The following is a 12,387-nucleotide window of genomic DNA, read 5'->3' as shown; positions in this document are numbered from 1 at the left end:
GAACAAGCCGTGTCCGAGGCGGCGGGGATTGCCTACAGCACCTCGTTGCACACCGACAACAGCGCTCAACGCGGGACCATCGTCGTGACACAAGCGGTCGATGTGATGCGTGAGCTGGCTAAGCACATGCAGCAAGCAGGCGATGGCATCGAAGCACTGAACGATCAGTCGCAGGTCATTGGCAGCATCGTCAAAACCATCAGCGCGATTGCCGAGCAAACCAACTTGCTGGCGCTTAACGCCGCGATTGAAGCCGCCCGCGCGGGTGAGCAAGGGCGCGGCTTTGCCGTGGTGGCCGATGAAGTGCGCCAACTGGCTTCGCGCACCAGCAAGGCCACCGAAGAAATCATCTCTGTGGTGCGTAAGAACCAAGACATGGCAAGCCATGCCGTGGCGTTGATTGCCGACGGCAAACGGCAAGCCGAAGAGGGCCTGTCTCTGGCCGCGGAAGCCGGCACGGTGATTGTCGAAATTCAGGATGGCGCGAAAAAGGTGGTAGATGTCGTAGGGCGATTTGCTAATCAGCTATCAGCCTAAGACTTGATCTACGTAGGGCATGGGCCAACAAAAATAACCCTTTGGTGTCCGAAAAGTCGCTGGTGAGGCGTAAACTCCAGGCTTTCCTGAAGGAGTTTCTATGAGTCTTTACCAGCCCGGCATCCTCGCCAAACCCGTGCCGCCGCAGGCGCGCTATATGTTTTTCGCCCTCAAGTCTGTAGAAGCACTGCCGGCTGCACTCGACACCTTGTCGCAGTGGGTAGACGGCAAAAGCGTGGTAGCAGGCTTGGGTTCACCGCTGGTACTGGCCTTGGGCGCAAAAGTGCCGGGGCTGCGCGTCTTCCCCGCACTCAATGCCGTGGTGGAAAACCCGTCGACCCAACACGCCCTGTGGCTGTGGTTGTGGGGTGATGATCGTGGCGAGCTGTTGCACCGCAGCCAGGCCATTGAGACGGCGCTGGCGCCTGCGCTCAACCTGCTGCAAGTGACCGAAGGCTTCCTCTACAACACCGACCGCGACCTGACCGGCTATGAGGACGGCACCGAGAACCCGGTGGACGAAGCAGCGGTAGACGCGGCCATCGTCACCAATGCAGGTCCGGGGCTGGACGGCGGCGTGTTTGTTGCCGTGCAACAGTGGCAACACGACCTCAATGGCTTTGCCGCCCGCCCCCAGGCCGAACAGGACAACATGATTGGCCGCCGTAAAAGCGACAACGAAGAACTCGACGACGCGCCGGAATCGGCCCACGTCAAACGCACCGCACAAGAAAGCTTCTCGCCTGAGGCCTTCACCGTACGCCGTTCCATGCCCTGGATTGAAAACGGCAAATCGGGGCTGATGTTCGTCTCGTTCAGCCGCACCTTGAACGCCTTTGAAGTTCAACTGCGCCGCATGAGCGGCATGGAAGACGGCATTGTAGACGCCCTCTACAGCTTCAGCCGCCCGTTGAACGGTGGTTACTACTGGTGCCCGCCGCTTAAAGACGGCCGCCTGGACCTGAGCGCGCTTCGCCCCGCTTAAGCGAGGTATCGCTGGCGAGGGACGCAGCCCTGGGTCACTCGCCAGCGACTTGATTTTGCCGTTTCAGGAATTGTCTGATTATTTTTAACATTTTCGCGGCTTAGGCTCGCGGGATGAAATCGACTCCTCAAGCTGCCCGAAAACTACTCCACTTATTTGCCTCTGGCCTGATCATTGCGGTGATTGCTGGCTCGTTGATCTATTTGCGCGCGGTGTTTAACCAAGAGGTCTCTCAGCGCCGCAGTGTCATGAACGAAGCGGTGTTCAATGCCCAGGATTTTTTCGTCAGCCGCCAGACTTTGCTCAAGAGTCTGGTGCTGGCGGCTGTGCCTGATAAACCCGGCCACGCGCCCTTCATCAGTGTTGATCCTGAAGAAGAGACAAGCATTAGTCTGGGCAGCGAAAATGATCGTTGGAACCTATGGCTGACCCAGCGGATGGTAGAGCACCTGTCCGAGAGTAAAGTCAGTCTGTTGTATGTGTCGCAAGCGCAAGACCCAGAGGTGGTTCGCTTGTTTAACACCACAAGTCACTTGAGGCCCGTGCCCAAGGAGATCCTGCAACGTCTGGAGGATGAAGCCAGCAAATGGTATTCACTACGCGATGATCTATGGCTGACTGATAAAAAAGCCCTGGATTCGCCCTTTTATCTATTTGCCCGACTGGATAACCGCAACCTGGCATCAGGGTGGTTGGGCATTGAGGTCGAAGGCGCGGATCTTATAGACGCCTTGAGCAGTGAAAGCGCTGGCGATTTCATGCTGCTGGACGGCAATGGGCAAATTATTTTCACCAATGCGGTGCAATCCACGTTAGTGGACTCTTTGCACACGCTGGCGCCTAAAAACTCTTTCGGCTTTATTGGGCGTGGATGGTTTCCAGACAGTCTGGCGATCAGAAAAAAACTTGGTTATTCGAATTGGCAAATCGTCTATGCCGTAGATATTCGTACCCTGTTGCCTGTTTTGATGTGGCCTTTACTGGGCTGTGTGTTCTTGTTGATCGCATCGTGCATCGGATTGCGCCTGCTCATTGCGCGCATCGACAAGCGGCTGATCACCCCGGGTGAAAAACGTATTCAAGCACTGATTGAAAGTGAGGCGTTCAACCGCGCCGTATTGCAAATTGCTCCGGTTGCGCTGTGCGTAATTCGCCGTACAGATGGCACGGTGGTGCTGGAAAACTCCCTGTCGCAACAGTGGCTGGGTAGCGGCCGTGAGCGAAGCAAATTGTGCCATGGTTGGATTTCTCGTGCGTTTGACCAACGTGATGCGAGCACCAGCGATGAAGTAGAGATGGAAGATGGCCGGCTTCTCTACCTCGCATTCGCGCCGACTCGTTATAACGGCCAGGACGTGCTGATTTGCGCCTTCAGCGACATCACAGCACGTAAGCAAATTGAAGTGACGCTGGAGCGCGCCCGGCAATTGGCTGATCGTGCCAATGAGGCCAAGACTCTATTTTTGGCGACCATGAGCCATGAAATTCGAACCCCGCTGTATGGCGTTTTAGGCACGCTCGAACTGCTGGCACGCACTGAGCTTAATGACCAGCAAAACAACTACCTGAAAGCCATCGAGCGCTCATCTGGCAATTTGCTGCAATTGATTTGCGACGTGCTGGATGTGTCACGCATTGAAGCGGGCCAGTTGCAGCTGGAATTGAACACCTTCAGCCCCATGGAGCTGATCGAAGAAGTTGTTCAAGGCTATAGCGGGGCTGCGCAAGCAAAGGGCTTGCAACTGTTTGCCTTGATTGATTCGACTGTGCCCGAGTGGCTCAGCGGGGATGTCACCCGTATCCGCCAGATCCTCAATAACCTGCTCAACAATGCGTTGAAATTCACCGACAACGGCAAAATTGTCCTGCGGCTCAAAATGGACAGCCGTGATGATGAGCGCGTCTTGCTGCATTGGCAGGTGTCGGACACCGGAAAAGGCATCGCCATTGAAGAACAAGCGCGGTTGTTCGAGCCTTTTTACCAAGTGGAGTCGGCAAAAAATGTGGTTGCCGGAACCGGCTTGGGTCTCTCCATCTGCAAGCGCCTTATGCACCTGATGAACGGCAGCATGCGGCTGGTGAGTGAACCCGGTTTAGGCAGTAGTTTTACCCTGTATTTGCCTTTGGAGCAGGTGCGAGACAAAGAGCACCCAAGCCCCATGGGCGATTTGGCGCCCAGTGTGGTGTACGTGGTATCACCCCTGCGTGAGCTGGCCGAGTGTTACTGCGGCTGGTTACGTCGCTGGGGCGCGCGTGCCCATATAGGCCTGCCCAAGCCTGGCGACGTACTAAAGGGCGACGTGTTACTGGAGCTGCACCCTGGGGCTTTTGCGCAACGATTGGAGCCCGAGTGGACCGGCCCTGCCGTAGTGGCCGCCAGTGATCTGTCGTCACCGATCAATCCGGGCACTCTGTGTTGGCAGGCTAATCTGAATAGCTTGCAAGACGTCTACCGTGCCTTGTCCAAGGCACAAGGCACCAGCGCTGATACGCTCCTTGACCCGGAAGCTGAAAAGCACGAGTTCAAACTTGATCTGAGAATCCTGGTCGCTGAAGACAACGTGATCAATCAGTTGATTTTGCGTGATCAATTGGAGGAACTTGGCTGTTCAGTGACCTTGGCCAGTGATGGGCTGGAGGCCTTGGGCATGTGGCAAGACGCCAAGTTCGATCTGGTACTGACTGACGTCAATATGCCGAGAATGAACGGTTATGAATTGGCAGCCCAATTGCGCTCCATGAACGTGACCCAGCCCATTATCGGTGCCACCGCCAATGCGATGCGCGATGAGGGTGAGCGCTGCCTGCGCGCGGGGATGAACCACTGTTTGATCAAGCCTTTTACGCTGCACACCTTGTACAACTGTCTTCAGCACTTCTAAAGGAGGGTCCAGTGAAACCATATCGTGTTTTGGTCGTTGAGGATCATCCTTTTCAGCATGAGTACTTGCTGAATGTGTTCAGTGAGGTGGGCGGCTTTAAGGTTGACACTGTATGGGATGGCGATGAGGCGTTGGAGCACCTGGCGCGCCATAACTATGACCTGCTCCTCACCGATTTACTGATGCCCGTCATGGATGGTGTGCAGTTGATCCAAAAAATTGCCGCATTGAAAAAGCGTCCGGCGCTGGCGCTGATGAGTGCGTCATCACGGCGTATGTTGATCAGCGCGGGGCTGGTGGCAAAAAACCTGGGTATATCGGTAGTTGGTTTAATCTCCAAGCCGGTTGAGCTCAATGCCGTCATGCGCTTAAAGGAGCAGATGGCTGCTTACTGCCTGAACGGTCTGACAGACCCTGCGCTGACCATTGAAGTCGACCCGTTCAGCATTGTGCGAGCGATGGACAACGCCGAGATCCAGGCCTGGTTCCAGCCTAAGAAGTCCTTGCTCAACGGCAATATTCTCAGTGCCGAGGCATTGGTGCGCTGGGTCCACCCGGAAGCCGGAACATTACTCCCCAAAGATTTTTTATCATTGTTGATAAAACAGGGGCTGGAAGAGCGTCTATTGTGGTTGATGATGGAGCAAACCCTGCAAGCGCAAAGAAAATGGCGCGACCAAGGGTGGGATATTCCCGTCTCCATCAACCTGCCCACGCATTTGCTGGATAACCACCAATTGGCGGACCGCTTGCGTGATTACGTGGTGGCTGAGGGCGGGGAGCCGCGCAGCATCGTGTTTGAGCTTATGGAAAGCTCAACCACCAAAGAGCTCAGTAATTATTACGCAGGGGCTTGCCGCTTAAGGATGATGGGGTTCGGCTTGGCCCAGGATGACTTCGGTCAGGGGTTTAGTTCTTATTTCAATCTGGTGTCCACGCCTTTCAGTGAACTCAAAATTGATCGTTCGCTGGTGCATGGCTGTGTCGAAAATGAAAATCTGGCTTCTGCCTTGCGCAGCCTGGTTGAGTTGAGTCGAAAGCTTGGCCTGACGGTGGTCGCCGAAGGCGTAGAAACTCAGGCAGAGCTAGCGTTTCTGCGTCGTATTGGCTGTGATCAAGCGCAGGGTTTTCTGATTTGCGGGGCTGTTTCACCGGCTGATTTTGGAACTCTTTTGTTGGAGGATAGCTCCAAGCCATCATGGGGGTAACGTTGCACAAAAAATGATGGGCAGGCCGCTCGGCCAACTTTTTTATTCTTTCAGCACAACGTATCAGCGGTTCAAGGAAGCAAGGAGTGCTGCCTTTTGCAGTCCTGCGAGGGGGATTTCAAGCAGGCTGACCTTGCCGTCCATGCACTCCAGATTGGTGATGTGTACGTCTGTGTACGCCCTGATCATTGTTCGCTCGATTGACCGGGCGAACACTGGCCTAACCTCGAATTCACTCAGCGATAAAGAGCGATGCGTCATTAATTTGGAGTCAGGGCAATGCACGAAATAAAGGCAGTAATTGCCGATGACCACCCGGTGGTTTTAGTAGGCCTGCGGGAGATGATCCAGCGCGACACGCGTTTTGAGTTGGTCGGGGAGGCCGTCAGCTCATCGCAGTTGATCAAACTGTTGGTGTCGAATCAGCTCGATCTGGTCATAACCGACTTCAACATGCCCGGTGATGACCTTTACGGTGATGGCCTGCAGTTGATCGAATACATCATTGAACAGTTTCCGGCGGTGAAAATTCTGGTGCTGACCATGGTCAGCAATCAACTGATCATCTCCCGATTATTGGAAATGGGCGTGGCGGGGGTGATTGCCAAAAACCACATCCACGAAGAAATCGGCAAGGCGCTGAACGCCTTGGCCAATGATCGGCCTTATGTCGCGCCGAGTGTCCAGCCAATGTCTGTTCTGGCCAACGCTAAAGTGATCGATGAGCGTTTCTCCAACCTTTCGCCGCGCGAGGTTGAGGTGCTACGGCTGTTTGTAACTGGAAGCACCGTGAGCGAGATTGCCAAGCTGTTAAACCGCAGCGTAAAAACCGTCAGCACACAAAAAATTTCTGCGATGCACAAGCTGGAAGTGCTCACGGATCACGCGCTGCTCACTTACTGTATCAAGGCCGATCCTTTCGAGTCATAAGCCTTCTATCCCGGCCGTTCACAGCAACCTGTCTTTCAGGACTGGAGTCATAAACGTCATGCCCAAAATGAGAGTATTACTGGCCGACGATCATCCGATTGTGTTGATGGGCGTGCGCGAAATCATAGAGCGTGATCCGCGTTTCAAGGTCGTGGGTGAAGCCATGAATTCGTCTGAGTTGATCAGCAAGGTGTCGCAACTGCGACCTGACGTGATCATTACCGACTACAACATGCCGGGCGATGAACAATATGGCGACGGCACGCGCCTGGTCGAGTATTTGCGCCGGCATTTCCCTGAGCCCCGGGTGTTGATCCTGACGGTGATTTCCAACCCGCAGATTCTGGCCTGGCTGTATGAGTTAGGGATTAGCGGTGTGATTTCCAAGAACGCCGGTCTGGAGCAGATTCTGGTGGCGCTGGATGCGTTCTATCGTGAAGGGCATTACCAGCACAACTCGCATGAGGGCGCGTCGAGCGAAGAAATGGACGGCATTTCGCACAAGCTCAGCCAGCTCTCGGTCAAGGAGTTTGAAGTCTTGCGTCTGTTTGCCTCAGGCATGAGCGTGAGTGATGTAGCGCAGAGCTTGAATCGCAGTATCAAAACCATCAGCACGCTGAAAATATCAGGCATGCGCAAGCTTGATGTCGACAGTGATCAGGCGCTGTTGATTCTGTGCATCAAGGCCAATCTGTTTGCCTGACTGGCTTGAGTTACAGGTAGATCATTTCCAGCAACAGGGTTGAGCTGTAATTGCCTATCTCGGGCAGTTCTTGCCCGGTTTTCACCGGTCTGACCGACAGTTTGAGCTTTAGCTGCGTGTCTTGAATGGGGAAGATCAGTTGGTCGCCCAGCTTCAAATCCATCACTTTCTCGGTAAGGGTCATGTTGCTCAGGCGGGTTTTTAGCCCCAGCTTGTCGAGCGAGGTGCGCAGCGTCGTACTGTCAAAAGAACCGCTGCCGGCGCTTAAGCGCAGGTGCACAAGGCTGCCTTTGGTGCACGTGAAATCGAGGTCCACATCGGTCCATTCACTGATGTCAGTGCGCAGTGAATTAAGGTTCACCTTCGGGATGTTAATACTTTGCGAGGCCGGGAAACTGGCCGTGCACGGCGGTTTTATCAGCGTGCCCTTGATATCCAGTGAAGGGGCGTCTGCGGCGCAGCTGACAGTACTCAAACCCAGCACGAGTACGACCAATAGCGCGAACCATAGAGTTATTCGAGCAATCATGGGCATATCACAAGTAGTCGATATTAATTACAGCGGAGGCCGTGAACGTGCCTTCGGACAGTGCACCTTGCGCAATCAATTTAGCCTTCATGCTCAGATCAACCGCACCATTGAGGTTGGTGACGTTGCGCTTGGTGCCCTTGATGTTGATGACTGTGCTGTCACTTTTCCAGAACAGTGAATAACCCAGGTTTGTCCTGCCTGCCGAAGCCACGGTGTCCGACAGCGCCGAAGACGCCGTGACACTGATATTCAACACTGAGTTTGGCGGGCACGTCATGATCACCGGGACATCGATTTGTGCAGCAGTGCTCACCTGGTCATAACGCAGGGTGCCGAAATCGGCGGTCAGCACCTTATTGCTGGTCAATGTGCAAGGTGGACGAATCAACGTGCCTTTAACGGTAAGTGTGCTGCTGTCGCTGTCAGCATAGGCGTTGCCACACATGACCATGCCCAGCAGTGAAAGGGCTATAAGGTGTTTATTCATGATGCGTTCCTGTTGTTGGCGGTCAGGCGGAGTTGGCGAGAGAAACGCTGTCACAAGTATTCAATGCTGATAACGGTGGAGGCGTTGAATGTCCCCTCGGTGACTGCTCCCAGCGCAGTCAGTTTGGCCTTCATGCTCAAGTCGACGGTGCCACTCTGGTTGGTCAGATTGCGTTTGACGCCCGTGACGTTGACGGCTGAGTTATCGCTGCTCCAGTACATCAAGTAAGCCAGGTTGTCTTTCCCTGCATAAGCTTGAGTCGTTGAACCCTGAAATACGTTGGAGGCCTTGACGCTAATACTCAGGGCCGAGTTGGCCGGACAGGTCATAGTGACGGGAATATCGACCATCGATGCCGCCGCAATTTGGTCGTAGCGCATCGTGCCGAAGTTAACGGTGAGTGTCTTGCTGCTAGTCAATGTGCAAGGCGGACGTGTGAGGGTGCCGCTGACATTCACGGTGACGGTGTCTGTGGCGGCGTTGGCTGAGATGCAGGCCATGCCAGCAATGATTGCGGCGGCCAGCGATAAGCGTAATGTCATGGTTGAGCTCCTGGCCTGATCATGGATAGGTGATGTTGAGGGTGTATTGGCTACTGAAATTGCCGGTAGGCGATACGCTGGTATTCAGACGCGGCCGAAACCCCACGCCGATGGTATTGGCACCAGTTCTCAGGGTTAACGAGCGCGGGCTGTTAAAGGTTACGGCGGTATTGTTATCGGCCCAGGTAGCGGCCATCGACAGCCCGGCCAACGTGGTGGCCGAAACGCCCGTGCTACCGCTGATGGCGGCTTGGGTCGGCACCAACGTGGCAGTCACTTGCGTGCCTCTGGTGCAGTTCATCGTGACGTTGGCCACTTGCTGACTGGTGGCGAAGTCGCTGCTGTTGAGCGTGCCAAAAGACAGGTTCATGGTTTTAGCAGAGCCCAGCGAGCAGGCAGGTTGAGCCACGGTGTATTGCAGAACGAGGGTTTGAAGGGAGTCGGAGTAGTTCTCCCACCCCCCGATGGACGTATCGAACAGATTAAGGCTCACCAGATAATTGCCCGGGGTAGCGCCCATTTTGCCGGCAAATATAACGTCATATGAAAATGTGGTGCCTACCGTCAGTGGAACGCAGCTACTCGGCACGCAAGCTGTACCGGTTGTACCCATCCCTCCTTTGGTGAGGAATTGGTTGCTGCCCAAGTGAAAGGCGGCAAAATCGCCGGTCACACCCCGTTGGTTAAATTGGGTGAACGAAAGGTTGGACCCCTTCGGAAACCAACGCGTGACTCTGCAGTTGGCAGTCATGTGTATTTGGAAGTTTTCGGAGGGGCTAAAGCTCCCTAGGTCGATCATGCCCTGGGTGCCTGTAGGGGTGCAGGTCATGTTGTTTTCGTAAAAAGCAAACGCCTGCTGACTGGCCAGACTGAACAGCAAGCCGAGTGCTAGCACCACCAGGGTTGGCCACTTCATACGACGGGGTTTAGCGGTGGAATCATGCATCGGGAGTCCCCTTTGTGTCTGCCGGCGTGGCCAGTTGGGCATTGCAACGCAGTTGCACTTGCCCAATGCCTGCGTCAGACAGGTTGTAGGTGTTCAGGTCCAGGTCTTGGGTGCACCACGGCTGGCCGCTGACGTTAATCTGCAGGCGCGCCTTTTCAGGTACGCCGGTCATAAATACCCGGCCTTTATCCGCGACCATGGCGCTGCTCAATAGCGTGCCATCGAGGTCGAACAGTTGAGCTTCAGCAGCGAAGGGCGCCGGTTTGCCATTGCTGGAGGTAATGCTGAGCAACAGGCGGCGACCGTTGTGAGTTTCAAAATTAGCCATCACAAAAGCGCCTCGATTAGGGGTGACTTCCTGCACCAAATTCGCGATATCAGTGTTGTCCGAGAGCGAGTCAGTGTTGAGTGACACCTTGTTTTTGCGGTACGGCTGGGCTGACGGAATAATCGTGTAGCCACTGCTGTTGGTCTTGATCCCGCTTTTGGTCAACACACCGACATTGGCGGCCCCCGGCGTGGCCACGATGATGTTGGTTTCGCCCAATGGCTGGGTGAACATCAGGGTTTCGCGGGTGGCAACGACGCCGCCTTCCACGCCGTAGTCCATCTGACGGGTGTTTTGATCCCTGTTGTAAGAACCGTGCCATATGGCATTGGCGGCGTTGTAACGGGCCGCGATCGAACTGCCCAGCACGCGATCTTCATCGCTGATCTGCTGGTTAATACCCAAGGTGTAAGACAGTGCGTCGTTCTGAAATTGATTGCCGCTGAATGTCGCGTTACGCGACGCATTACCGGCCGTGTCCTGGTTGGTACTCAGGCCGACACGGCTGCTGCTGCCGGGGTTACCCAGCGGTAGACTGACGCTCAACGACACGCTGCGGATGTCATCGCCGGTGCCGCTGTTCTGGGCCAGGCCTACGTTGTACGAAGCACTGCCGACACTGAAGCTGTAGCCCACTTGAATGGACGTATTGCTTTGGGCCCGGTTCCAGTAATCGGTTTTGGTCAGGTTGGCGTACATACCGCCATAGCTGCCCAGTTGTTGCGATACGTTGGCGGTAAAGCTGCTTTTCATATGGCCGCCCAAATAGGGAGAAAAAGCAGCGTTATTACTGAGCGTTTCATCTGTGTACGGCACCAGCGTATTGTTGGCGCGTGCGCTGATGGCCTCGTTAAAACTGTAATAGCCGTTGGTGGAGTAGCGATAGCCCACCAGGCTGAAGCTGGTATCGGTCAAGTCGATGGACTTGGAGTAGCGAAAGCGGTACGACTGCCCTGACAGGGTCTTGGAATCCGTGCCTATGTCATCACTGATGGCATGGGTCACATCCAGCGAAATGGCGCCGAAGCCAGCGAAGTCATGGGCAAAGCCCACCAGTGCCGATTTGTATTGCTCGCTGACGATAGAGCCACCAAACAGCGTGGTGCCCTCTGTCAGCCCGCGACGGTAGGTACCCTGAACAAAGGTGGGTTTCTGCGAGTTCAGCGCACCGTCTGCCGGGCGGAATTGCCCCGCTGTGACCGAGTAGCTCTGTTGGCCTTCGCGCAACATATACGGCACCGACGAGAATGACTGGATATACACCTGGCGCTCACCATTGGGGCCTTCGACCGTCACTTCGATGTCACCGTTGCTGGACGTCGAGTACAGGCCCTTAAGGGCGAAAGGTCCGGACGGCACCCACTGTTCACTGATCACATAGCCGCGCTGGCGCAAGGTCACCAGCGAGCGACCGTTGGCCACCCCACGGATCACCGGGGCAAAGTTGCGCGCATCATCGGGCAGCATGTCCAGGTCAGACGCAATGCCCACACCGCGATACGAGATCGTGTCAAACAGGTCGCTGTCGGTTGAGCTTTCACCAACGGTGGCAATGGCCATCAGGTTGCCCAGGTCATGCTGGACATAGGTGTCTACGGACTTCCAGCTGCCTTCGACATTGGTGCTTTTTTGCCAGGTCGAAAAGTTGCGAAAGCGCCAGGCACCGCTATTAATGCCGCTGTGTACACTGCCGAACTGGGATTGGCGGTTGCCGGTCTGGGTTTCGTAGTTACTGCCGGAAAAGCTGTAATTGGCAAATGCAACCTGCTCGCCGTTGCTCCAGTTTTTGCGGCGAGTCTCGAACGGCACATCGCCGATAAAAGCCTGAGGCACTTGCAGGTTCAGGCTTTGTTTATTGAAGTCGTAGTCGTACGTGACGCCGGTCAATTCACGGTTGAAGTACACACACTTGTCAGGGCTGATCTCTGCGTCCTTCAGGCGCGCGGGGTCAATGCCCAGCTCCGTCAGGGCTTGAAGGCTAAAGCACGGGAACAGGCCGTTAGGTGTAGATACCTGGCTCGGGGTCTCGCGAATAAAGTTCATGTCGCGTTGTTCAACCACCCGGTCATCCACTGATAGGTCAACCCGGTAAATCCCGGGCAATTGCCCCTGGCTCATTGCTTTAACTTGCTCAGCCACTTCGGACGACGTGTTACCGCCACCAATTTCGAGAAAGGAAGAGTCGAAGCTGAATTCCGCATGCGCTGCAGTTGCGGTGAAGCCGAGAACACTAAGGCTTAACGTACTTAAGTTTTTTACTCGGCGCGCGAAGGCGCACATGCGCACTCGCAGCATGAGGGAATCCTT

The 12,387-nt window shown here is 55.1% G+C and carries 11 protein-coding genes; 6 read left to right on the top strand and 5 right to left on the bottom strand.

All coding sequences use genetic code 11. The features are described from left to right. The first annotated feature begins 105 nt into the window (after positions 1 to 105). The 6 genes from TU84_RS26740 to TU84_RS07600 all read left to right on the top strand — a co-directional run bounded on the left by TU84_RS26740 (position 106) and on the right by TU84_RS07600 (position 7,245). Positions 106 to 537: a methyl-accepting chemotaxis protein gene (locus TU84_RS26740; protein WP_372242204.1), complete on the top strand. Its 432-nt coding sequence runs from the start codon at positions 106 to 108 to the stop codon at positions 535 to 537. A 100-nt stretch (positions 538 to 637) separates the two neighbouring features. Continuing rightward, positions 638 to 1,522, top strand: coding sequence for a Dyp-type peroxidase (locus TU84_RS07620; protein ID WP_048368431.1), 885 nt, complete (start codon positions 638 to 640; stop codon positions 1,520 to 1,522). A 113-nt stretch (positions 1,523 to 1,635) separates the two neighbouring features. After that, the gene (locus TU84_RS07615) at positions 1,636 to 4,404 is read left to right on the top strand and encodes an ATP-binding protein (RefSeq protein ID WP_048368430.1); all 2,769 of its coding nucleotides are present in this window, start codon (positions 1,636 to 1,638) and stop codon (positions 4,402 to 4,404) included. Positions 4,405 to 4,415: 11 nt separating this feature from the next. Continuing rightward, positions 4,416 to 5,612, top strand: coding sequence for an EAL domain-containing response regulator (locus TU84_RS07610; protein WP_048368429.1), 1,197 nt, complete (start codon positions 4,416 to 4,418; stop codon positions 5,610 to 5,612). 279 nt (positions 5,613 to 5,891) lie between these two features. Further along, the gene (locus tag TU84_RS07605; RefSeq protein WP_048368428.1) at positions 5,892 to 6,542 is read left to right on the top strand and encodes a response regulator; all 651 of its coding nucleotides are present in this window, start codon (positions 5,892 to 5,894) and stop codon (positions 6,540 to 6,542) included. A gap of 58 nt (positions 6,543 to 6,600) precedes the next feature. Further along, on the top strand, positions 6,601 to 7,245 hold the full coding sequence (locus tag TU84_RS07600; RefSeq protein ID WP_048368427.1) for a response regulator: 645 nt from the start codon (positions 6,601 to 6,603) through the stop codon (positions 7,243 to 7,245). A 10-nt stretch (positions 7,246 to 7,255) separates the two neighbouring features. Here the strand turns inward: TU84_RS07600 and TU84_RS07595 are convergent, their stop codons facing one another. Genes TU84_RS07595 through TU84_RS07575 form a run of 5 tightly spaced genes read right to left on the bottom strand, consistent with a single transcriptional unit; the run spans position 7,256 to position 12,375 of the window. Continuing rightward, positions 7,256 to 7,729 (bottom strand): fimbrial protein, encoded by a 474-nt coding sequence (locus TU84_RS07595; protein ID WP_227024775.1) that lies wholly within the window; start codon positions 7,727 to 7,729, stop codon positions 7,256 to 7,258. Between the two features lie 52 nt (positions 7,730 to 7,781). Next, positions 7,782 to 8,264: a fimbrial protein gene (locus tag TU84_RS07590; RefSeq protein ID WP_048368425.1), complete on the bottom strand. Its 483-nt coding sequence runs from the start codon at positions 8,262 to 8,264 to the stop codon at positions 7,782 to 7,784. A gap of 50 nt (positions 8,265 to 8,314) precedes the next feature. Further along, positions 8,315 to 8,806 carry a fimbrial protein gene (locus tag TU84_RS07585; protein ID WP_048368424.1) on the bottom strand — a complete coding sequence of 164 codons (492 nt, stop codon included), beginning with the start codon at positions 8,804 to 8,806 and terminating at the stop codon, positions 8,315 to 8,317. A gap of 19 nt (positions 8,807 to 8,825) precedes the next feature. Further along, complete coding sequence (locus tag TU84_RS07580; protein ID WP_048368423.1) at positions 8,826 to 9,752, bottom strand: fimbrial protein; 927 nt, start codon at positions 9,750 to 9,752, stop codon at positions 8,826 to 8,828. Beyond that, positions 9,745 to 12,375 carry a fimbria/pilus outer membrane usher protein gene (locus tag TU84_RS07575; protein WP_048368422.1) on the bottom strand — a complete coding sequence of 877 codons (2,631 nt, stop codon included), beginning with the start codon at positions 12,373 to 12,375 and terminating at the stop codon, positions 9,745 to 9,747. Before TU84_RS07575 ends, TU84_RS07580 begins: the two co-directional genes overlap by 8 nt. Positions 12,376 to 12,387 lie beyond the last annotated feature (12 nt).

It is taken from the genome of Pseudomonas helleri, assembly GCF_001043025.1.
GTDB classification, from domain to species: Bacteria; Pseudomonadota; Gammaproteobacteria; order Pseudomonadales; family Pseudomonadaceae; genus Aquipseudomonas; species Aquipseudomonas helleri.
The sequence above is the reverse complement of the archived record's forward strand: the minus strand, read 5'-3'. Positions and strand labels throughout refer to the sequence as shown.

Coding starts and splice junctions, on each gene's coding strand:
- TU84_RS07575 (WP_048368422.1), bottom strand. CDS start 12,375: ATGCTGCGAGTGCGCATGTGCGCCTTCGCGCGCCGAGTAAAAAACTTA.
- TU84_RS07600 (WP_048368427.1), top strand. CDS start 6,601: ATGCCCAAAATGAGAGTATTACTGGCCGACGATCATCCGATTGTGTTG.
- TU84_RS07605 (WP_048368428.1), top strand. CDS start 5,892: ATGCACGAAATAAAGGCAGTAATTGCCGATGACCACCCGGTGGTTTTA.
- TU84_RS07615 (WP_048368430.1), top strand. CDS start 1,636: ATGAAATCGACTCCTCAAGCTGCCCGAAAACTACTCCACTTATTTGCC.
- TU84_RS07620 (WP_048368431.1), top strand. CDS start 638: ATGAGTCTTTACCAGCCCGGCATCCTCGCCAAACCCGTGCCGCCGCAG.
- TU84_RS07585 (WP_048368424.1), bottom strand. CDS start 8,806: ATGACATTACGCTTATCGCTGGCCGCCGCAATCATTGCTGGCATGGCC.
- TU84_RS07590 (WP_048368425.1), bottom strand. CDS start 8,264: ATGAATAAACACCTTATAGCCCTTTCACTGCTGGGCATGGTCATGTGT.
- TU84_RS26740 (WP_372242204.1), top strand. CDS start 106: ATGCGTGAGCTGGCTAAGCACATGCAGCAAGCAGGCGATGGCATCGAA.
- TU84_RS07580 (WP_048368423.1), bottom strand. CDS start 9,752: ATGCATGATTCCACCGCTAAACCCCGTCGTATGAAGTGGCCAACCCTG.